General features: G+C 64.9%; 21 protein-coding genes. 15 read left to right on the forward strand and 6 right to left on the reverse strand.

All coding sequences use genetic code 11. The annotated features are described in order from the left end of the window. Positions 1 to 54: 54 nt before the first annotated feature. The 4 genes from ACTJLC_RS10400 to ACTJLC_RS10415 are packed head-to-tail and all read left to right on the forward strand — an operon-like array spanning position 55 to position 4,067. Positions 55 to 831: an ABC transporter ATP-binding protein gene (locus ACTJLC_RS10400; RefSeq protein WP_073430475.1), complete on the forward strand. Its 777-nt coding sequence runs from the start codon at positions 55 to 57 to the stop codon at positions 829 to 831. Further along, on the forward strand, positions 828 to 1,685 hold the full coding sequence (locus ACTJLC_RS10405; RefSeq protein WP_073430474.1) for an ABC transporter permease: 858 nt from the start codon (positions 828 to 830) through the stop codon (positions 1,683 to 1,685). Before ACTJLC_RS10400 ends, ACTJLC_RS10405 begins: the two co-directional genes overlap by 4 nt. A 44-nt stretch (positions 1,686 to 1,729) precedes the next feature. Then, positions 1,730 to 2,710, forward strand: a complete 981-nt coding sequence (locus ACTJLC_RS10410) for an ABC transporter substrate-binding protein (protein WP_073430473.1) — start codon at positions 1,730 to 1,732, stop codon at positions 2,708 to 2,710. Positions 2,711 to 2,729: 19 nt separating this feature from the next. Beyond that, positions 2,730 to 4,067, forward strand: a complete 1,338-nt coding sequence (locus ACTJLC_RS10415; protein ID WP_073430472.1) for an amidase — start codon at positions 2,730 to 2,732, stop codon at positions 4,065 to 4,067. 78 nt (positions 4,068 to 4,145) lie between these two features. Here ACTJLC_RS10415 and ACTJLC_RS10420 read toward each other — a convergent pair whose 3' ends face one another. Next, entirely contained in the window at positions 4,146 to 5,732 is a 1,587-nt protein-coding gene (locus ACTJLC_RS10420; protein ID WP_083082774.1) for an inorganic phosphate transporter, read from the reverse strand. Positions 5,733 to 5,838: 106 nt separating this feature from the next. After that, positions 5,839 to 6,438 (reverse strand): short chain dehydrogenase, encoded by a 600-nt coding sequence (locus tag ACTJLC_RS10425; RefSeq protein ID WP_083082772.1) that lies wholly within the window; start codon positions 6,436 to 6,438, stop codon positions 5,839 to 5,841. A 209-nt stretch (positions 6,439 to 6,647) separates the two neighbouring features. Between ACTJLC_RS10425 and ACTJLC_RS10430 the strand changes: the two genes are divergently transcribed. Next, positions 6,648 to 7,493 carry a CHAD domain-containing protein gene (locus tag ACTJLC_RS10430; protein ID WP_440843799.1) on the forward strand — a complete coding sequence of 282 codons (846 nt, stop codon included), beginning with the start codon at positions 6,648 to 6,650 and terminating at the stop codon, positions 7,491 to 7,493. Between the two features lie 118 nt (positions 7,494 to 7,611). Here ACTJLC_RS10430 and ACTJLC_RS10435 read toward each other — a convergent pair whose 3' ends face one another. Next, complete coding sequence (locus ACTJLC_RS10435; protein WP_073430468.1) at positions 7,612 to 8,655, reverse strand: VTT domain-containing protein; 1,044 nt, start codon at positions 8,653 to 8,655, stop codon at positions 7,612 to 7,614. Between the two features lie 283 nt (positions 8,656 to 8,938). Here ACTJLC_RS10435 and ACTJLC_RS10440 point away from each other — a divergent pair, with 283 nt between their 5' ends. Further along, positions 8,939 to 9,844, forward strand: a complete 906-nt coding sequence (locus tag ACTJLC_RS10440; protein ID WP_073430467.1) for a DMT family transporter — start codon at positions 8,939 to 8,941, stop codon at positions 9,842 to 9,844. A gap of 13 nt (positions 9,845 to 9,857) precedes the next feature. Here the strand turns inward: ACTJLC_RS10440 and folE are convergent, their stop codons facing one another. Next, on the reverse strand, positions 9,858 to 10,496 hold the full coding sequence (gene folE, locus ACTJLC_RS10445; RefSeq protein ID WP_073430486.1) for a GTP cyclohydrolase I FolE: 639 nt from the start codon (positions 10,494 to 10,496) through the stop codon (positions 9,858 to 9,860). A 155-nt stretch (positions 10,497 to 10,651) separates the two neighbouring features. After that, positions 10,652 to 11,581 (reverse strand): LysR family transcriptional regulator, encoded by a 930-nt coding sequence (locus ACTJLC_RS10450; protein ID WP_073430466.1) that lies wholly within the window; start codon positions 11,579 to 11,581, stop codon positions 10,652 to 10,654. A gap of 381 nt (positions 11,582 to 11,962) precedes the next feature. On the opposite strand from ACTJLC_RS10450, the gene ACTJLC_RS10455 reads away from it, so the two are divergent. The 6 genes from ACTJLC_RS10455 to ACTJLC_RS10480 all read left to right on the forward strand — a co-directional run bounded on the left by ACTJLC_RS10455 (position 11,963) and on the right by ACTJLC_RS10480 (position 16,693). Beyond that, complete coding sequence (locus tag ACTJLC_RS10455) at positions 11,963 to 12,658, forward strand: 3-oxoacid CoA-transferase subunit A (protein WP_073430465.1); 696 nt, start codon at positions 11,963 to 11,965, stop codon at positions 12,656 to 12,658. A 13-nt stretch (positions 12,659 to 12,671) separates the two neighbouring features. Then, positions 12,672 to 13,331 (forward strand): 3-oxoacid CoA-transferase subunit B, encoded by a 660-nt coding sequence (locus ACTJLC_RS10460; protein ID WP_310125202.1) that lies wholly within the window; start codon positions 12,672 to 12,674, stop codon positions 13,329 to 13,331. Between the two features lie 160 nt (positions 13,332 to 13,491). Continuing rightward, a complete protein-coding gene (locus ACTJLC_RS10465) occupies positions 13,492 to 14,871 on the forward strand; it encodes a 3-carboxy-cis,cis-muconate cycloisomerase (RefSeq protein WP_073430463.1) in 1,380 nt (459 codons plus the stop codon). Between the two features lie 5 nt (positions 14,872 to 14,876). Next, complete coding sequence (gene pcaD / locus ACTJLC_RS10470; RefSeq protein ID WP_073430462.1) at positions 14,877 to 15,668, forward strand: 3-oxoadipate enol-lactonase; 792 nt, start codon at positions 14,877 to 14,879, stop codon at positions 15,666 to 15,668. Next, the gene (gene pcaC, locus ACTJLC_RS10475; protein ID WP_073430461.1) at positions 15,665 to 16,057 is read left to right on the forward strand and encodes a 4-carboxymuconolactone decarboxylase; all 393 of its coding nucleotides are present in this window, start codon (positions 15,665 to 15,667) and stop codon (positions 16,055 to 16,057) included. The genes pcaD and pcaC overlap by 4 nt, the downstream gene beginning before the upstream one ends. Positions 16,058 to 16,309: 252 nt before the next feature. Beyond that, positions 16,310 to 16,693, forward strand: coding sequence for a DUF3658 domain-containing protein (locus ACTJLC_RS10480; protein ID WP_083082765.1), 384 nt, complete (start codon positions 16,310 to 16,312; stop codon positions 16,691 to 16,693). A 64-nt stretch (positions 16,694 to 16,757) separates the two neighbouring features. Here the strand turns inward: ACTJLC_RS10480 and ACTJLC_RS10485 are convergent, their stop codons facing one another. Continuing rightward, a complete protein-coding gene (locus tag ACTJLC_RS10485; protein WP_083082764.1) occupies positions 16,758 to 17,465 on the reverse strand; it encodes a TetR family transcriptional regulator in 708 nt (235 codons plus the stop codon). 371 nt (positions 17,466 to 17,836) lie between these two features. Here ACTJLC_RS10485 and ACTJLC_RS10490 point away from each other — a divergent pair, with 371 nt between their 5' ends. From ACTJLC_RS10490 to ACTJLC_RS10500, 3 genes are read left to right on the forward strand one after another with little or no spacing between them, the layout of a single operon-like run. Further along, entirely contained in the window at positions 17,837 to 19,447 is a 1,611-nt protein-coding gene (locus ACTJLC_RS10490) for a 6-hydroxynicotinate reductase (protein WP_310129636.1), read from the forward strand. Positions 19,448 to 19,495: 48 nt separating this feature from the next. Beyond that, positions 19,496 to 20,434 carry a UPF0280 family protein gene (locus tag ACTJLC_RS10495; protein ID WP_083082760.1) on the forward strand — a complete coding sequence of 313 codons (939 nt, stop codon included), beginning with the start codon at positions 19,496 to 19,498 and terminating at the stop codon, positions 20,432 to 20,434. Next, positions 20,410 to 21,000 carry an amino acid synthesis family protein gene (locus tag ACTJLC_RS10500; protein WP_083082758.1) on the forward strand — a complete coding sequence of 197 codons (591 nt, stop codon included), beginning with the start codon at positions 20,410 to 20,412 and terminating at the stop codon, positions 20,998 to 21,000. The genes ACTJLC_RS10495 and ACTJLC_RS10500 overlap by 25 nt, the downstream gene beginning before the upstream one ends. Positions 21,001 to 21,036 lie beyond the last annotated feature (36 nt).

Raw genomic sequence — 21,036 nt, forward strand, 5'->3', positions numbered from 1 at the left:
CGGAACGGCGGCGGCTTGTGCCGGCGCACCATGAATCGTGATCGAGGAGCAGGCATGTCAGTTCAGCTCGCATTGCGCAACATCCGCAAATCGTTTTCGAACAAACTGGGTTCGGTCGACGTGCTCGGCGGTCTCACGTTCGACATTCACGAGCGTGATTTCGTCAGCATCATCGGGCCGTCGGGCTGCGGCAAGACGACGGTGTTCAATGTGATCGCGGGGCTGCTCGAAGCCGATAGCGGCGACATCGTCTATCGCGGGCAGGCCGTGAATGGATTGCGCGGCAAGGTCGGCTACATGATGCAGCGCGACCTGTTGCTGCCGTGGCGCACGGTGCTGCAAAACGTGCTGATCGGCCCCGAACTGTCGAACATGCCGGCGGCGCAGGCGCATGAAATGGCGATGGAGTATCTCAACACCTATGGCCTCGCCGGCTTCGAGAACGCTTATCCGCGCATGCTGTCGGGCGGCATGCGCCAGCGTGTGGCGCTGATCCGCACGCTGATCAACGATCCCGACATCATCCTGCTCGACGAGCCGTTCTCGGCGCTCGACTATCAAACGCGCCTCTATCTGGAGGGCGTGCTGATGGAAGCGGTCGAGACGTTCCACAAGACCGTGGTGCTGGTCACGCACGATATCGACGAAGCCGTCGCGTTGTCCAAACGCGTCGTGGTGCTCGGCGGACGTCCCTCGCAGGTGAAGAAGATCTACGACATCGACATTGCCGCGCGTTCGCCGATCGGCGCGCGCAGCGATCCGAACTTCGCGGGCTATTTCCATGCGTTGTGCGGCGAGCTGGATATCCAGACCGAGGTGAGGGCAGCATGACGCAATCCGTTTCCATCGATAAAAGCGCAGCGGCGCGGCGCGCGCCGCACACACGCTCGCGGCGGCTCGTGCTCGACAGCGGCTGGGGCCGCTCGTTGCTGCAACTCGCGGCGGTGCTCGCGTTCTTCGCGCTCTGGGAAGGCGCGGCGCGTCTCGGCTGGGTGTCGAACTTCCTGGTCGGCTCGCCGGCGAAAATTCTCGACGCGCTGATACGCGACATCCGCTCTCATCAGTTATTCGTCGATACCGGCTACACGCTCTTCGAAGCCATTCTCGGCTTCGTGTTCGGCACGGCGGTCGGCTCGGTGTGCGGGCTCGCGCTCTGGTATTCGCCGTTCGTCGCGCGGCTGATCGAGCCGTTCATCGTCGCGATCAATAGCGTGCCGAAGATCGCGTTCGCGCCCATCGTGATCTTATGGTTCGGCACCGGTTTGATATCGAAGGTCGCGCTGGCGATTTCGCTCACCGCCATCGTCGCGCTGATCGCGGCCTACGAGGCGGCGAAAGACGCCGATCCCGATCTGCAGGCGCTGCTCGTCACGCTCGGCGCCGACAAGAACGACGTGTTCATGAAGGTGGTGGTGCCGTTCACGCTGCCCTACGTGATCTCCACGTTCCGCATCAACGTCGGCTTCGGCCTGGTCGGCGCGGTGGTGGGCGAATTCATTTCATCGGAGAAAGGGCTCGGGCACATGATCTTCACCGCATCGAGCCTGTACGACCTCAACACGGTATGGGCGGGACTCTTCGTGCTGATGGCGATCGGCTTCGTGCTGTACTTCCTGATCGATCTCGTCGAGCGCAAATTGCTGCCGTGGCGGCAGGCCTCGAATACGAGCACGCTGAAGGTTTAAACGCATTCCCGGCAGTCCAATCACTTCTCTCCCAGGACAGGACGATGGCATTCACCGCAAAAAAAGCGCTCGCCGCGCTGACCACGGCTTTGGCGCTGACCGTTGCATCCGTTTCATTGCCGGCGTTGGCCGCCGACAAGAAAGTCACCATTTCGCAGGCGTTCCAGTCGATGCTCTATCTGCCGCTCTATGTGGCGATCGACGGCGGCTTCTTCACGAAGGAAGGGCTCGACGTCACGAGGCAGACGGCGGGCAGCCCGAGCGCGGCGCTCTCGGCGGTGTTGTCGGGTAGCGCCGATTTCTCGCTGCACGGACCCGAGTGGACGGCGGTCGCCGCGGAGAAGGGCGCCGATGTCGATATCATCGCCAACGTCGTGAACGGCGCGGCGGTATGGATCGCCGCCGCGCCCGACGTCAAATTCGACAGCATCAAGGACGTGAAGGATCAGGTCGTGGTGTCCGGGCAGATGCCGACCACCAGCACGTCGCTGTTCCTGAAGCTGCTGAAGGAAAACGGCATGTCGCAGAGCGACGTCAAGCTGATTCAGGTGCCGCTCGGCTCGGAGATCGGGCCGCTCGTGGCCGGGCAGTCGAAGATCGCGGTGATGTACGAGCCGGGCCTCGACCAGGCGGTCGCGAAGGGCATGAAAGTCGTGCTCGGTTTTCCGAAGCTCTATGGCGAGTACGCGTTCTCGTCGATTTCGGCGAAGCGCGGCGTCGATCCCGATGCGGCCGCACGCTTCGTGAAGGGTCTGCAAAACGCGCTGCGCTACATGCAGAGCAATCCGGCCGAAACCCAGGCGATCGCGCGCAAGGAATTCCCGACGCTCGACCCGGCGGTGGTGGACGCGGCCGTCAAGCGCATGCTGACCGAAGGCGTGTATCCGAAGAGCGTCGACATCACGCCCAAAGCGCTGGCCGTTGCGATGGATACGCAAATCGCGCTCGGCAATCTGAAGCAGCAGCCGAAGTACGATACGTTCATCGTCCACAGTTATATCCAGCCCGCGCTTGCCGCGAAATGAACGGCTTTCCGACGCTCTCATGACGACCTTCAATCAAGCACCGACCATCGGCGAGATCCGCGCGGCGCTCGCCGCGGGTGACGCCACCGTGGCGCAGTACGTTTCGAGCGCTTACGATGCCGCGCAACATTCGCAGGCGGCGTTGCACGCATTCTGTTATCTGCCCGATACGCCGCCGGCCACCCTCGCCGATGCCGCCGCGCCGCTCGCCGGCGTGCCGGTCGCGGTGAAGGATGTCATCGACACCGCCGACATGCCCACCGAATTCAACTCGGCGGCCTACAAGGGGCGGCGCCCCGAGCGGGATGCGTGGATCGTGGCCCGCTTGCGGGCCGCGGGCGCGGCGATTCTCGGCAAGACGGTGACCACCGAGTTCGCGTGGCGTCATCCGGGGCCGACGGTCAATCCGTGGAACGGCGCGTTCACGCCGGGTGGATCGTCGAGCGGTTCGGCGGCGGCGGTCGCGGCCGGGATCGTGCCGCTCGCGCTCGGCACCCAGACGCAGGGCTCGGTGATCCGCCCCGCGGCTTATTGCGGCATCGTCGGTTTCAAGCCCACCTACGGCACGATCGCGCGAACCGGTGTGTTGCCGCTCGCGTGGTCGCTGGATCACGTCGGGCTGTTCGCGCGGCGCGTCGCGGACGTGGCGTATGTGTTGAAACTCGTCGCGGGCGCCGATGCCGCCGATCCGCACGTTTCGCACGTTTCGCATGTTGACGCGGCGGCGCGCGGCGCGGGCACGCGGCGCATCGGCGTGTTGTCGAAGCAGGCCGGCGGCGCGATCGAGCCGGCCCAGCAAGCCGCGCTCGACCGGCTCGCGGCGCAGCTTGCGCGCGACGGCGCGGAGATCGTCACGGTGGAGTTGCCGCAGGAAATCTTCGCGACGCCGGCGCACGCGCTGCAATTGATGGCGGTGGAAGCGGCGATCACGCACGGCGATCTGGTCGATCGCACGCCCGAACTCGTGAGCCCCGCGATGCGCGGTCTGGTCGACGATGGGCGCAAGCTGCCGGCCACCGCCTACGCGACGATCAAGGCGCTGCAGGTGCCGATGGCGCAGCGCTTTCAGGCGTGGCTCACGCAAGCCTGGGCGCTGGACGCGCTGCTGGTTGCGCCCGCCACGGGTGAGCCGCCGCGCGGCCTCGACTATACGGGCGACGCCGCGTTCTGCGCGCCGTGGACGTTTCTGGGCGTGCCGGCCGTGACGGTGCCGGTCGGCTTCGGGCCGGCGGGTCTGCCGCTCGGCGCGCAACTGGTGGGCGCCGCGCACGGCGACGCCGGGTTGCTGGCGTTGGCGGAGTGGGTCGAGGCGCGCACGGGTTGGGAAGCGGCGGTGGTGCAGCGGCGCGGCGCGTGAGCACGCGGACAGCCTGAGCGGATCACGCCGAAGGGCCGTCGATGCGCCGTCGACCTTTCCTGGCACCTTCGTCGAATCTTAGAACACCGCGCGGAACACCCAGTACAAGCCCGCCGCCAGCGCGATCGAAGCCGGCAGCGTGAGCACCCACGCGAGGACCAGGCTGCGCACGGTGGCCCATTGCAAGCCCGAGCCGTTGGCCGCCATCGTGCCGGCCACGCCCGACGAAAGCACGTGCGTGGTCGACACCGGCAAGCCGTACACGTCGGCCGCGCCGATTGTCAGCATCGCCACGAGTTCCGCCGAGGCCCCCTGACCGTAAGTGAGATGCTGCTTGCCGATCTTCTCGCCGACCGTCACGACAATGCGTTTCCAGCCCACCATCGTGCCCAGCCCCAGGGCAATCGCGACCGCAACCTTGACCCATGTCGGAATGAACTTGGTGGCGTGATCGGTTTGCGCCTTGAAGTTGTCGATCACCTTGGCGTCCTCCGGCGCGAAGGGCGGTTGCTTCGCCTTCTCCATCAGACGGATCGCCTCGGAGGCGACATACATGTTGTTGCGCACGTTATCGACGGCGTTTTGCGGCACGGCGGCCATCGATCCCGATGCGCCCACCTGACGGCCGATCACATCGGTCAATTGCTGGAGGGCCGGCAAGGTGGCGGGCGTCAACTGGCGGGTGCGCACATACGTCTCGACATCGGCGCGCGGATCGGCCGACGGCGCGGCGCCCCGCGTGTATTTCGCGAGCGTCGCCGACGTCTGCTGCGCGACCGCGACGAAGGTCTGCGTCTGTGCCGGCGTGACCGCCTTGTTCAGCGCATACGCCGTCGGCACGGTGCCGATGAGGATCAGCATGATGAGGCCCATGCCTTTCTGTCCGTCGTTCGAACCATGCGCGAACGACACGCCCGTGCAGGTCAGAATCAGCAGGCTGCGGATCCAGAACGGCGGCGGCTCCTTGCCCTTCGGCTCGGCGTACAACGCGGGAATGCGCACCGCGGCCTTCAGGATCAGCAGCAGCAAACTGGCCGCGAGAAAGCCGACCAGCGGCGAGAACAGCAGCGACCTGCCGACGCCGAGCGCCTGATTCCAGTCCACGCCGCTCGTGCCGTTGGTGCCGTGCATCAACTGATTCATCAGGCCGACGCCGATGATCGAGCCGATCAGCGTGTGCGAGCTCGACGAGGGCAAGCCGAGGTACCAGGTGCCGAGATTCCAGATGATCGCCGCGATCAGCAACGCGAACACCATCGAAAAACCGGCGCTGCTGCCCACTTGCAGGATCAGTTCCACGGGCAGCAATTGCAGAATGCCGAACGCGACCGCGCCGCTCGACGTCAGCACGCCGAGGAAATTCCATGCGCCCGACCACACCACCGCGAGGTTCGGCGCGAGCGAGTGCGTGTAGATCACCGTGGCGACCGCGTTGGCGGTGTCATGGAAACCGTTGACGAATTCGAAGCCGAGCGCGATCAGCAGCGCGGTCCCGAGTAGGAGATAAGGTAGAACCGAGCTTTCGCGGACCGGTTGCAAATCGGCCAATAAATGCGTGGCGCAATAGACGGCGCCGACAACAATCACGGCGACGAAAACGGCAAGGCCGAGATGACGGCCCTTGCCGCTTGCAGCGCCCGATTGCGGGTACGAAAGTTCCGGCATGACGTGTGCCCCAGGAGTTGGTCGCGGAACTTCCGATGCTGCGGGGCTTGCGTGTCGAAATGATGACGAGGGCGTGACGCCGGCGACGCCGCCGTTGCATCCGCGCTTACGGCGACGTGGCGGAGATGACCTCGCCCGTCGCGCTGCCGCCCAGGCTGCGTTTGTACGCCTGCGCGACGGTGGCGGCGGGCACGCCTTGCGACGGATCGCGGCCCATCGACTTCAGCGTTTCGGCGACCCACCCCGGACTCACCACGTTCACACGGGCCTTGCCGCGCAATTCCAGCGCCGCCGAACGCGCGAACGCCTCCACGCCGGCATTCACGATGCTGACCGCCGCGCTGCCTTCCATCGGCTGTTGCGCGAGCACGCCGCTCGTCAGCGTGAAGCAGCCGCCTTGCGACACGTGAGCGGCGCCACAGCGCACCAGGTTGACCTGGCCCATCAACTTGTTGGCGAGACTGAACGAGAAATCGTCGTCGGCGAGGCTCGCGAGCGGGGCGAACTTCGCCGTGCCGGCCACGCAGATCACCGCGTCGAGCGTACCGGCCCGCCGGTACATCGACTCGATGCTGGCCTTGTCGGACAGATCGACGTGCAAGTCGGAGCCCTTGCGGCTCGCGGTGACGATTTCATGTTCCGCCGCGAGGAGCTTCACCAGTTCTCCACCGAGCAGGCCCGTTGCACCGACAATGAGTATTCGCATACATCCTCCTGATGCATCGACGAAGCGCGCCGACGCGTGTGTTCAAGATAGTCTCTCCGGGACGTCGCGCCATCGACGTAAAGAACCTGCCGCGTTCGCGCGTTATGACTATTCAATCGCAACGCCTTTGTGCGGTGGGAATTATTTTTGCTACGCTTTCTAGAAGGCGTATTTCGAAGGACCACCGATCGAGCGGGAGAGCCCCAACGATGAATCGGAAAAACGATAAAGAGCCGGCCGACGAAGGGCCTTCGGCGCAGACCGCGTTCGCGTCGTATGCGGCGCCGCTCGTCGATCATGCGATCGAATACGCCAATGCGGTGCGTGAGGATGCATCACCGGAAGATTTCCACCAGTTGCGGGTTTCGCTGCGGCGTTTGCGCTCGCTATGGTGGGCCTTCCAACCCTTGCTCGAGGAGGGCGAGAACACGCGCCAACGGGCGCTGTACAAGTATCTCGCCACGGCGGCCGGCAAGACCCGCGATTGGGACATCCTGATCGAGTTGCTTGCACAGGAGAGCGGCATCGCGCGCGGCCTGACGCCGACCCTGGAGGACGCGCGTGGCGACGCGCTGGCGACGAGCCGGGAAACGCTCTCGAACGCCGACGTCAAACATCTGCTGCGCGAGGCCCTGAGCAGCGCCACCCGCGAACTGAACACCGCGCACGAGCGCGTGCCGCTCGGCAAATTCGCCAATCAACGCGTGGCCGCCTCCGAGCGGACGCTAAAGAAGCGCATGAAACGCGCGCGGCATGCAAAGCGCTCGAACTACACCGCCTTTCACGATGTCAGGAAGGCGGGCAAGAAACTGCGCTATCTGCTGGAGTTTTTCGGGCCGGTGCTCAAGGGCGGCCGCAAACGCACGGTCAAGCGCCTGAAGCAGATCCAGAAGCGATTCGGGACGCTGAACGATATCGTCGCCAGCGAAATGCTGTTGCGTGACAACGCCGCCTTGCTGGCCAGTTCCGGCGATACCGACGCGGTGCTGCAATGGCTGAAGAAGGAGCGCAAACGCCGCATGCGCTCGGCGGCCGGATTGCTGCGCACACTGTAATGCGTGCGGAGCCGAAGCCGGCACAGATTGATCGAAGCCGCGCCCTCGAGCTATGTGCTATGCGCGCGCCTCGCGAGCGTTCGCATGCTCGCGGGCGCTTGCGACGCGCATCCGCGCATCAGGCGCTCCGGCTGCGCCGTGGTGCGAAGCCGCGCAGCGTGACCGCCTCGCTGGCGTCGCCGCGCGCTCGCCGTGTGCGCTTGCCGGTGCCGGGCTGGCCTTGGGCTTCCAGCGGCTCGATCGGAAAACCGCGCCTTTGCCACGCATCCAGATCGCCCTTCAACGCACGAATCCGCGTATAGCCGTGGCGGCGCATCCGTTGCTTGATCTCGGCGGCGGTCGCGCTGTCCGGGCAAATGCAGTAAATCACCAGGTCATGAGCGAGCAGTGCGCCGTCGAGCTGTTCCGGCGAGCGCGGATCGAGCGCGAGCGCGCCGGGAATGCGGCGCTGTGTATCGAGCGCCAGCGCCTCGGGGCGAGCGTCGAGCACCTTGGGCGGCACGATCCGGCGCGCTCCACCAGACTCCATGCGCGACGCCGCGGCGGACGCGGCGCGCGCGAGGCGATGTTCACGGTATCGCTGAATCAAGCGGTAGACCAGATAGATCAGCGCCGCGCCCAGCAGCACGTCGATCACGGTGCCGCCGCGCGCTCTGACGAATGCCAGCAGCATATGCAACTGCTGTTCCGCCGCCGCTCCGCCGAGCAGCCAGAAAGTGGCCCATGCCGCGGCGCCCGCAAGATCCCACAGCGCGTAGATGCGGGCATCGACGACAGTCGTGCCCATCAGCGGCGGCGTGATGAACGCGAGCCCCGGCACGAACTTCGAGATCGAGACGAGCGGCACGCCGAAGCGCTCGAATAGCGAGCGCGCCTTGGCGACCTTCACATCGACGGCCGGGGCGAACCGGACGAGGGCGGCGATCAGCCCGCGCCCGTAGATGCGGCCGGCGCTGAACCAGACGCCGTCGCCGATGAGCGCGCCGAGCACGGCGGCGCACAGAATCGGCCAGAACGACAGATGGCCGGCGGCGATCGCCGTGCCCGCGAACAGCAGCATCGGCACCGCGGGGATCGGCACGCCGAGGCGCGTCAACAGCACGTTGAGAAACACAGCCGCGCCGCCCCAGGTGGAAACCGCCGTGGACGGAATCTCTATCAATTGAGGCGCTCCCGTTCCGGCGAATGAGCGCACGCGCGGCGGGGGCTTGGGCGGTCGCTGGACGACAGGTGTTTCGGAGCGGCCGGCTTGCAGACCTTTGAGTTCGCCCGTTCTTCCATTCGTTCGCGTGTCCGCTGAAGTCGTATGCCGCTCAGGATACTCGATGGATCTCGCGCCCGGCCAGCGCGGGGCGTCACCTGCCGATGCGCTGCAATTTCGTTCAAGACCCGGCGTCCGCGCGTGCTTAATCTGCGTGCTCGTTCCATCGAATAAGGACAGCACCATGAATGCGCGTTACGCCGGATACCTGTTTTGCGCGCTGGCCATGCTCGGCGTCGGCAGCACCGTCGTGGTCAGCAAGTCGATCGCGGCCGGACTGCCGCCCTTCAGCGCGACAGCGTTGCGCTTCGCGATCGCGTTCCCGTTGTTCGTGCTGGCGATGCGCTGGCGCGGCGTGCGCTGGCCGCGTCTCGATCGACGCGACACCTTGCTGGTGATCGCCCAGGCCGGTGCGGGCAGCGTCGGCTATACGGTGTTGCTCATCAGCGGGATGAAGCTCGCCTCGGCCGCCGATGCCGGCGTGATTGCCGGCACCTTGCCCGCCGTGTCCGCGCTGGTGGCGATGCTCGCGCTCGGCGAGCGTCCCGCGCCCGCGTTGATCGGCGCGATCATTCTCGCCACGGCCGGCGTGCTGGTGTGCACCGTGCGGCCCGACGATTTCACCGCGCCGCATGCGGCGCGATCGCTCGCCGGCAACGCGCTCGTGTTCGCGGCGATCGTCTGCGAGGCGCTGTTCATTCTGCTCAATCGCAAACTGCGCACGCCTGTCGCGCCGCTGCCGCTGTCGGCGTTGATGTGCGGCATCGGCTTCGCGGTGTCGATCGTGCCGGCCTGCTTCGAGCAGCCGTGGAACGTGCCCGTCGACGTGAGCGCGCTGGTCGGCGTGCTGTATTACGCGCTGGTGCCGACGGTGGCGGGCTTCGTGCTCTGGTATGCGGGCGCGGCGCGTATCAGCGGCGCGGAAGCCGGACTGATGACCGCGCTGGTGCCGGTGAGCGCCGTGGCGCTGGCCGCGCTCGTGCTGGGCGAGGCGGTCAGCGCGGCGCAGCTGACGGGCGTGGCTTGCGTGCTCGGGGCGGTGTTGCTCGCGACGTTCGGGCAGATGCGTACCGTGCGCGGCGCGGCGTAACGCTTCAGCTTGCTTACGTATTGGCGACCGCCACCACGCCCGGGTTGCCGACGATCGCCAGAAACTCGCGACGCGTCGACGGATCGGTGCGGAACGTGCCGATCATGCGCGAGGTGACCATCGTGACGCCGGCCTTGTGCACGCCGCGCGTGGACATGCATTGATGCGCGGCTTCGAGAATCACGCCGACGCCTGCCGGTTGCAGCACGTCGTTCAGCGTATCGGCGATCTGCACCGTCATCTTTTCCTGGATCTGCAGACGCTTGGCGAACGCATCGACGAGACGCGCCAGCTTCGAGATGCCGACCACCCGATGCACGGGCAGATACGCGACGTGCGCGCGCCCGATGATCGGCACCATGTGATGTTCGCAATAGCTTTCGAAGCGGATGTCTTTCAGCACGATCATTTCGTCGTAGCCGTCCACCTCGGAGAAGGTGCGCGCGAGGATCTCGCGCGGGTCGACCTGGTAGCCCGCGAAGAACTCCTCGTAAGCGCGCACCACGCGCCCCGGCGTGTCGGCCAGGCCCTCGCGCTCGGGATCGTCGCCGGCCCAACGCAGCAGCACACGAACCGCTGCTTCGGCTTCCTCGCGGCTTGGGCGGCCCGTGGCGGCCGCGGGTTTGATTTTCTTTGTCTTGCTGCTGGTCATGCGGCGCTCCTCTGGATCGCGCGTCGACGTCATGCGTAGCGCGCGGGTTCGTTGTGTGCGGTCATTGTTCCATGTTTTGCGACGAATCGTGACGATCTCCCCTGTCGCTGTCGGGGCGCTCGGTTTGGCGCTCAGTTCGGCCCGTGTTTGGCCCCTTACTTCGGCCACTCGTCCAGAGCGTCGTTGAAGAGTTCCGCGACCACGCCGCGCAGCCAGGTCCCGCGCGGATCGTTATGAAACTTGCGATGCCAGTGCTGGCGCAGATCGAAGCGCGGCAACGGCAGCGGCGGCTCGACCAGCGTGATCGACGCATGCTCGGAGACATACGCGAAGCCGATCGCGTGCGGCACCGTCGCGAGCAGATCGGTGCGCGCGAGGATGAACGGCAAGCTCATGAAATGCGGTGTTTCGAGCACCGCGCGGCGCTTGATGCGTTTCTTCGCCAGGAATTGTTCGAGCACTTCCTGGCTGCGTCCTTCGGCGCGCACGACCGCGTGACCCGAGGCCACGTATTGAGGCAGCGTGAGCGGCGCGCCGGAAAGCGGATGGCCGGTGCGCATCAGGCAGATGAAGCGGTGCGTGAAGAGCCGTTGCTGGAAGAAGTTATTGCCCGACAGGTCGGGGAAATAACCGACCGCGAGATCGACGTCGCCCGATTCGAGCCCGCGTTCCACTTGCGACGGCGACAGCGAGACCGAGCGCAGATTCGCGTGAGGCGCGCGTGCGGCGAAGAGTTGCAGCAGGCGCGGCAGAAAGACGATTTCGCCGACATCGGAGAGCGCGATCGAAAAGGTGTGCGTGCTGGTGGCGGGGTGGAACTCCTGCACATCGAGCATGCCTTTCTCGATGCGCAGCAGCGCGTCGCGGGCGGCCGGGAGAATGGCGAGCGCGCGCGGCGTGGGCTCCATGCCTTTCGAGGTGCGCACGAACAGCGGGTCGTCGAAGTATTCGCGCAGGCGTCCCAAGGCGGTGCTCACGCGCGGCTGGCTCACGCCGAGTTGCTCGGCGGCGCGGCTGACGTTGCGCGTGTCTTCCATGGCGACCAGGTAGGGGATCAGGTTCAGATCCAGGGCGGTGTCTGACATGCTGGGTTTGTCCGCGAGGCGCGGGACGCATCGGCTATTGAATCGGGGTTATTGAATAGGCGAATAGAGGGTAGCCCAACCATGCGCACTTGCGATAGTGGGAACAACACCACCGCAACGCCGAATACGAGAACCTATGATTAAGGGAAAGCCCCCGCCTTGACAACGCGCCCACGGCGCAACCATAATCGCCAGAGCGTTCGCTAAACGAATCGACGTTCATATAACGAACAAATCGGCAGCGAATAAACCGAAGGCGCGCGCCGTATCTTCAACCGGCGATGCCGCCGCGAGCCCCAGGCCGGAGACCGTTGCCGCGAGAAGCGCTGTCCGCGAGGACAGCAAGCCCGACGGCACGCAGCGCCCCAACAGGAATTCGACATGATCAACAAGATTTTCGAGTCACTTCAAGCGGCGGTCGCCGATGTCCACGACGGCGCCACCGTCATGATCGGCGGCTTCGGCACGGCCGGCATGCCGTCGGAACTGATCGACGCGCTCATCGAGCAAGGCGCGCGCGAACTCACCATCGTCAACAACAACGCGGGCAACGGCGACATCGGCCTCGCGGCGCTGCTCAAGGCGAAGCGCGTGCGCAAGATCATCTGCTCGTTTCCGCGCCAAACCGATTCGTATGTTTTCGATGCGCTCTACCGCGCCGGCGAAATCGAACTCGAACTGGTGCCACAAGGCAATCTCGCGGAGCGCATCCGCGCGGCGGGCGCGGGCATCGGCGGGTTCTTCACGCCCACCGGTTACGGCACGAAGCTCGCCGAAGGCAAGGAAACCCGCTTGATCGACGGCAAGCACTACGTGCTGGAAGCGCCGCTCCATGCGGACTTCGCGTTGATCAAGGCGTATAAGGGCGATCGCTGGGGCAACCTCGTCTATCGCAAGACGGCGCGCAATTTCGGGCCGATCATGGCGAGCGCGGCTAAAACCGCGATCGCGCAGGTGACGGAAGTGGTGCCGCTCGGCGCGCTCGATCCCGAAGCGATCGTCACGCCCGGCATTTTCGTGCAGCGCGTGATCGAAGTGCCGCAAGCGGCGCATCAATCCGCAGCCACCGCCGCCTGACCCGGAGACCGACATGAAAAAACTGACCCGCGATGAAATGGCCAGGCGCGTTGCGCTGGATATCCCCGAAGGCGCCTACGTGAACCTCGGCATCGGCGTGCCGACGCTGGTGGCGAACCACCTCGCCGCCGACAAGGAAATCTTCCTGCACAGCGAAAACGGCTTGCTCGGCATGGGCCCCGCGCCCGCGAAAGGCGAGGAAGACGACGAACTGATCAACGCCGGCAAGCAGCACGTCACGCTGCTCACGGGCGGCGCTTACTTCCACCACGCGGATTCGTTCGCGATGATGCGCGGCGGCCATCTGGACTTCTGCGTGCTCGGTGCGTTCCAGGTCTCCGCGAAGGGCGATCTGGCGAACTGGCATACCGGCGCGCCCGATGCGATTCCGGCTGTCGGCGGCGCGATGGATCTGGCGATCGGCGCGAAGCAGGTCTACGTGATGATGGAACACCTGACCAAGCAGGGCGAAAGCAAGATCGCCGCCGAATGCACGTACCCGGTGACGGGCGTGGGCTGCGTCAACCGCATTTATACCGACCTCACGATGATCGACGTCACCGCGCAAGGCCTCGTGGTGCGCGAGATTTTCTCTGATATCGACTTCGATGCGCTGCACAAGCTCACCGGCGTGCCGCTGATCGACGGCACGCAGACGGCTCGCGCGGCTTAACCCGCCGCGAGGCGCACAATACGCCGCAACGCAACGTGCGTTACGCTGTCCGCTGTCTGTACGATAGGAAGCGGCGGGCAGCGTCAGGCGCTTATCGTCAGAAGCGCCGCGCACGCCGCGGCGCAACCTTCACTTTCGATCCTCGATCATCGACGCCATCATGCTCGACTCCAGCGCCCGTCTGACCGGCCTTCTTTGCGGCACCCAGCCGATGAACGATGTCTGGTCGCCGCGCGCCACGCTGCAACGGATGCTCGACGTGGAAGCGGCGCTCGCGCGCGCTTCGGCGGCGCATCAGGTGATTCCTCATCGCGCGGTCGCGGCGATCGAAGCCGCCTGCCACGCCGACCAGCTCGACGCCGAAACCCTTGCGCGCGACGCCGCGCTCGGCGGCAACCTCGCGATTCCGCTCGTCAAGCAACTCACCGCGCGCGTGAAGGCGGCCGACGCCGAAGCGTCGAAGTACGTCCATTGGGGCGCGACGAGCCAGGACATCATCGACACGGCAACGGTGCTGCAACTGCGCGACACCTTCGATCTGCTCGACGCCGGCCTGCAAGCCACCTGCGACGCCGTGGCGAAACTCGCGGCCACGCATCGCGCGACGCCGATGATCGGCCGCACCTGGTTACAGCAAGCGCTGCCGATCACGCTCGGCCTGAAATTCGCGCAATGGCTCGACGCGCTGTTGCGTCACCGCGAACGGCTCGATGCGTTGCGCGAGCGCGTGCTGGTGCTGCAATTCGGCGGCGCCGCGGGCACGCTCGCGAGTCTGCGCGATGCCGCGCCGCAGGTCACGCAGTCGCTGGCGCGAGAACTCGACCTCGCGGTGCCGGCCTTGCCGTGGCATACGCAACGCGATCGCATGGCGGACACGGCGTCGCTATTCGGCATGCTGATCGGCACGCTCGGCAAGATCGCGCGCGATATTTCCTTGCAGATGCAAACCGAAGTCGACGAATTGGCCGAGCCCGCCGCGGCCGGCAAGGGCGGTTCGTCGACCATGCCGCACAAGCGCAATCCGGTCGGCTGCGCCGCCGTGCTGACCGCCGCCACGCGCGCGCCGGGGCTGGTCGCCACGGTGTTCGCCGGCATGGTGCAGGAGCACGAGCGCGCGCTCGGCGGCTGGCAAGCCGAATGGGACGCGCTGCCCGACCTCGCGCGGCTGGCTGGCGGCGCGCTCGCCAACATCGAACAGATCGCCGCGGGCCTGAACGTGAACGTGCCGCGCCTTGCCGCGAATCTCGACGTCACGCACGGCCTGATTCTCGGCGAGGCGGTGATGCTCGCGCTCGGCGACAGCATCGGCCGGCTCGATGCGCATCGTCTGGTCGAGCGCGCGTCGAAGACGGCCATCGCCGAAGGCAAGACGCTCTTCGACGTGCTTTCGTCCGAGACCGCCGTCACCGAACATCTTTCAATCGAGCGCTTGCGGCAACTGCTCGACCCCGCTCAATACGTCGGCCAGGCCCACGCTTACGTGGATGCCGCGCTGGCGCTTCATACCGCGCGCGCGACACGCGCCACTTCCAGGGAGTAACCGGCATGCCTTACGCCGCAGTCAACGGAACCGAGCTTCATTATCGAATCGACGGCGACCGTCACGGCAACGCGCCGTGGATCATCTTGTCGAATTCGCTCGGCAGCGATCTGTCGATGTGGACGCCGCAAGTCGAGCCGCTGTCGAGACACTTTCGCGTGCTGCGCTACGACACGCGCGGCCACGGTCATTCGGAAGTGCCGAAAGGCCCGTACACGATCGACCAGTTGGCCGGCGACGTGCTCGGCCTGATGGATACGCTGAAGATCGCCCGCGCGAATTTCTGCGGCATATCGATGGGCGGCCTGACCGGCGTCGCGTTGGCCGCGCGTCACGCGGACCGGCTCGAGCGCGTGGTGCTGTCCAACACGGCCGCGCGCATCGGCTCGCCGGAAGTGTGGGCGCCGCGCGTCGCGAGGGCTCGCGGCGAAGGCATGGTCGCGCTGGCCGAGGCGGTCTTGCCGCGCTGGTTCACCGCCGAGTTCATCGAACGGGAACCGGTGGTGTTCGCGATGATCCGCGACGTGTTCGTGCATATCGACAAGGAAGGCTATGCATTGAATTGCGAGGCCATCGACGCCACCGATCTACGCCCTGAAGTGCCCGGCATCAAGGTGCCGGCGCTGGTGATCAGCGGCACGCACGACGTGGCCACGTTGCCGGAGCAAGGGCGCGAACTGGCGCAGGCGTTGCCCGGCGCGCGCTACGTTGAACTGGACGCCGCGCATATTTCCAACATCGAAAAATCCGAGTCTTTCACGAAGACCGTGCTCGACTTCCTGACGGAGCCGAAATGAACGATGAAGATCGTTACGAAGCGGGCATGGGGGTGCGCCGCGCGGTGCTCGGCAACGCGCACGTCGATCGATCGCTCGCGAACCGCACTGAATTGACGGAAGAATTCCAGAACCTGATTACCCGCTATGCGTGGGGCGAAATCTGGACGCGTGATGGTTTGCCGCGTCATACGCGCAGCCTGTTGACCATCGCAATGATGGTTGCGCTCAATCGCAGCGAGGAGCTTGCGTTGCATTTGCGCGCCGCGAAAAACAACGGCGTGACGCGCGAGCAGATCAAGGAAGTACTGCTGCAAACGGCGATTTATTGCGGCGTGCCGGCGGCCAATTCGGCGTTTCATCTTGCGGACAAGCTGTTTCGGGAAGAGGATGCGGCGGCGAATCCTTGACGCTTTGGCGGTTTTTCGATGAGCGCGATAAGTACGCGCGCGCCGGCAACCCGGCGCGTTTAATGATGGTCACCTCACCCTACACGCGGTTAGCGCGGTAGGGTGTTTTCTTTTGGAAGTCCATCATGCAAGCCAAACATATGGTATCGAAGGTTTATAGGTGTTTCGCTGGCTGTTACCCCGCCCAATGTGGCGGTAATCCGTATCGGGGTTTCACCGGCTCATGAAAACAAATTTGCAAAAGGTAACTAAGTGAACGAGCAAACCGACGAATACGAAGACGATTTCGATGACGAGGCGGACGACCCACCACTGACAGCCACACAGCAAGCGGCGGCAGATCGTCTGACCGCAGCCGATCTGCGTACGATCGATGGCGCGCTTTTCCGAAATTTGACTGGCAATTACCGCAAAGTCGCCATGATCGTTTCTCTTGCCATGGGTTCAGATAAGAGTTTTTATCCCGATGTCATTGACGTGTTCTATGCACAGCGTCTTAAGCTGATGGTCGAGAGAGGCTTGGTCGAGTCGGTCGGAGACCTGAACCGGATGCGTTATAGCGAAGTCCGTTTGCCCCAAACGGCCGGCGACGAGCTCCTTCCCGGGTTGCAACGGAGTCCAGTAAAGAATGAATGAAAAATCGGGACCGTCTCGCATGGTCCCGATCATGTCCACGCCATTCCGCTCCGCGCGAGCGTTTTTACGCGGCGCGGGGCCCGTTTTCCCTGTCGTCCGCCACCTCACTCGGCAACTGCAAACGCACCGCGCGCAACACCGTGTCCTTCATCACCTCGCGCCAATGCGCGAGCGCCGCTTTATCCATTAGCGGCTCACCGAGAAACGCGCCCAGCGTGTACTGATTGGCGTTATAGAAATAGCCGAGCGATGCAATCGTCAGATAAACATCGCGAGCCTTCACGTCGGCGCGAAATACGTTTTGCGCCTTGCCCGCATCCAATACCTTTTGCACCACCGAAATCGCATAGCCGGAAATCTCCTTGAGCTTCGACGATTTCCTCGCATGCTTGCCTTGATGCAGATTTTCGCTGGAAAGCAGCGTGACGAACTCGGGATGATCGAGGTAGTACTGCCAGACGAATTCGACCATCTGCTCAAGACCATGCACGGGGTCGTCAAGATCGAGATCGAGCTTGCTTTCGGCCTCGTTGAACTGGGTGTAGATCGTTTCCAGTACTTCGACGAACAACTGTTCCTTGCTGCCGAAGTAGTAGTAGATCATCCGGTCGTGCGAACGCGCGGCCTTCGAGATACTTTCCACGCGGCCGCTTGCATACCCCTGTTTCGCGAAGACCTTGATCGCCGCTTTCAGAATCTTGGCGCGGGTGTCCTGCGCCTGTTTCGCGCGGATGCCGGTAGCGCCCGGCTTGCGGACGGCAATGGGACTCATGGCGGTCTTGAATCTCTTTGTTAGCGTCGGTTGAACGACCTGCGCCGCAACGGCTGACGCCTGGGCGCGCCTTCATCATACAGCCCGCATCACGCGTTGCGGAATGCACTGCGCAATCGTGTGCTTCGGCGCGGATTGAATCGTGCCGCAGCCCAGGATGCCGCGTCGCACCATTGCCGCGACCGCCGGGAAACTCATTGCGCAGTCTATTTTGATCGAGTAGATTTCAAGCAAGTTTGGTGTAGCGGATACTACACGAACGGTGAGTGACCGCAACACGGAAATAGGCGGATCACGCGAAAGTGCCTTGAAACAAGGGCTATTCGTCAGCCGGAGCGGGACCGATTGTAATGTCGTATGGGAACCCCACCATGACAGAACATACGAAGGTCGATTTCGGTGCGGAACGCGTCGACGGCGAAACCGCTTCGACGCCGGGTCCGACCGTGCTCGAGAAGGCGGCGCCGCGCACCGAGCGAATGGCGTCGAACAAGATCGAATGCAATGCCTGCCCGGTGCTGTGTCAGATATCGGAGGGCCGCACCGGTGCATGCGACCGCTATGCGAATGCGCAGGGGCGGCTGATTCGCGTCGACCCGGTGGTGTTTCTATCGCGTGCCGCCGCTTCGTCCGACAGTGGCGAAAGTAGTACGAATGCCACCGTCGCGTTCGGCGCATCGTCCGAAGCCCACGATTCCGCCCAGGCGGAACAGGCGCTGTTCGTGACAGGCGTCGGCGCGTCATCAACCTATCCCGACTACAAGCCCGCGCCGTTCATCGTGGCCTCGAAGCTCGACGACGTCGACATGATCACCGTCGTCACCGAAGGCATTTTCAGCTATTGCAGCTTCAAGGTGAAAATCGACACCGACCGCTTTCTCGGGCCGGAGCAATCGAACGTGCGTTGCCAGGGCGAAATCGTCGGCCATGTCACGACCGCCGAATACGGCTCGCAAATGCTGAGCTTGGGCGGCGTCCATCATCTGACCGGCGGCAGCAAGAAGGAAGGCCGCGTGACTTGCGACATGATGCTCGCGCTCGGCAACAAGCAAGCCGTGGCGTTGAGCATCGACGGCGGCGCGAATCTCGTGATTCGCGCGGGCGCCGCGCCGATCGTCGACGGCGTCGAAGAGCAGCGCATGCGCGTGGGTTGCGGTTCGGCCACGATTGGCATCTTCGCGAAGCAATGGTTCGGCCATGCGGACGAAGTCGTCGTGGTCGACGATCACATCACGGGCGTGCTGACCGAACACCAGGCGGGACGCTGCCTCGGCATGACGCGCTCAGGTGTGAAGATTCGCGGACGCAAATCCACGCCGGGCCGCTATTTCCAGGTCGCGAATCCCGGCACCGGTTGGGGCGGCACCGACATCCAGGACCCGCTGGCGATTGTCGAAGGCTTCGATCCCGCCGTCGCTAAACCGGGCATGCGTCTGCTGATGGTGTCCACCACCGGCGAGCACGCTCAATGGTATGAACTCGATCAGCGCCTCGTGCCGCGTATCGCGGCCATGCCCGACGCGGTGCGCCGCACGGTCGAACGGATCGGCGAGAACTGCGAGCCGTCGCTCGCCACCGTGCTGTTTCTCGGCGGCGCGGGCGGCAGTCTGCGGGCGGGCGCCACCGAGAATCCGGTGCTGCTCACGCGCGCCATCAAGCAGAAGCTGGTGAACGTCACGTGCGGCGGCGCGCCGGCCTATGTGTGGCCGGGCGGCGGCATCACCGTGATGGTCGACGTCTCGCGCATGCCCGACCGCTCGTTCGGCACGGTGCCGACGCCCGCGATCGTCGCGCCGATCGAATTCACCATGACGTACGACGCGTATCGCGATCTCGGCGGTCATCTCGACGCCGTGCGTTCGCTCGAAAGCGTGCTGGCGAACGGGCCGGAACACACGGAGGGCGCGCCGCTCGCACGGCGAACCTTGGCGCGCCATGCCGACAACCCGTGGCCGCCGGCGATGCCGCCGATGCTCGGCTAAGGCCATCAAGACAACCTCGGCAACCACGGCAACCATCATGGCGACACAATGAACGCAACCCGCACCCGACTCGACGCGACCCGCTGGCATTGGCAGCACGGCCCGATCGATCTGATCCTCAGCGCGGACGGCGAGCCCGCCGCGGTGCGCGCCGCGTATGAAGCGTGCTGGATACGCTTTGTCGAAGTGTTGCCGGAGTTGGTCGGAGAATTGAAGCTGCTTCGGCAACCGGTGCCCGCCGACGCCGCGTTCGACGAATGCCCGCTCAACGGCACGGTCGCGCGCCGCATGTGGTCGGCGTGCCATCGTCACCGCGCGCGCTTCATCACCCCCATGGCGGCCGTGGCGGGCAGCGTCGCAGACGAACTGATCGCGGCGTTCGCGCGCGCGGGCATCGCGCGCGCGTTCATCAACAACGGCGGCGACATCACACTATATTTAACCGAGGGGCAGCAGTACCGCATCGGCGTATTCGCGGACCTCGCGCAATATTCGGGCGCGCGGTTGCCGGATGAACCGCCGCTCGACGCCAACCTCACGCTCGACGCCGCCATGCCGGTTCGCGGCATCGCGACGAGCGGCTGGCGTGGCCGCAGCTTCAGCCTCGGTATCGCCGACAGCGTGACCGTGCTCGCCCGCGACGCAGCGAGCGCCGATGCCGCCGCGACGATGATCGCCAACGCCGTGAACGTGGATCACCCAGGCATCGTGCGCCGTCCGGCTTCGTCGTTGAAAGACGAGAGCGATCTCGGCGACAGGCTGGTCACCGTCGACGTCCCGCCTTTACCGCAGCCGCTGATCGATTTCGCGCTGGCGCGTGGCGTCGAAGCCGCGCGGCGTTTGCAGGCGGACGATTCGATCGAAGGCGCCGCACTGTTCCTGCAAGGGCGCGTGCGTGTGGCCGGCATTCAGCAAAGCGGCGCGCGGATCACGCAGCGCGCGTCGATAACAAAGGAGGCGCCGTGTTCGAAATACGCCGCGTGCTGACGCACGTCGAAGACATCTTTCACGAGTTCGGCCCCGCGCCCGCGCAGCCGCTCAGGCGCGGTGCGATTGCCGTGGTGCTGACGAATCCGTTCGCCGGCCGCTATGAAGCGAACATCGAACACGCGATGGAAGCGCTCAAGCCGATCGGCCTCGACATGGCGCAGCGGCTCCTTGCGGCGATGAAGGTGCCGCATGCGTCGATAGAGGGTTACGGCAAGGGCGCGATTGTCGGCTCGCGCGGAGAACTGGAGCACGGTGCGTTGTGGCACGTCCCCGGCGGCTATGCGATGCGCGAATTGCTGGAGAAGAACGGCGTGCCGACCAACGCGATCGTGCCGTCGACCAAGAAGGTCGGCGTGCCTTCCACCGCGCTCGACGTGCCGCTCACGCACGTCAACGCGAGCTATGTGCGCAGCCACTTCGATGCGATCGAGGTGCGTGTGCCCGGCGCGCCCGCAGCGGATGAACTGGTCTATATCCTCGTGATGAGCACCGGGCAGCGCGTGCATGCACGCGTGGGCGGTCTCGCGAAAGAGGCGGTCGTCGGCAAGGACGGCTTGCGCTGAGCGGCGCTTGATTCGAACCGAACCTTCGAACCGAAC

The sequence above is a fragment of the Paraburkholderia sp. 22099 genome, assembly GCF_052045835.1.
Classification (GTDB): domain Bacteria; phylum Pseudomonadota; class Gammaproteobacteria; order Burkholderiales; family Burkholderiaceae; genus Paraburkholderia; species Paraburkholderia terricola.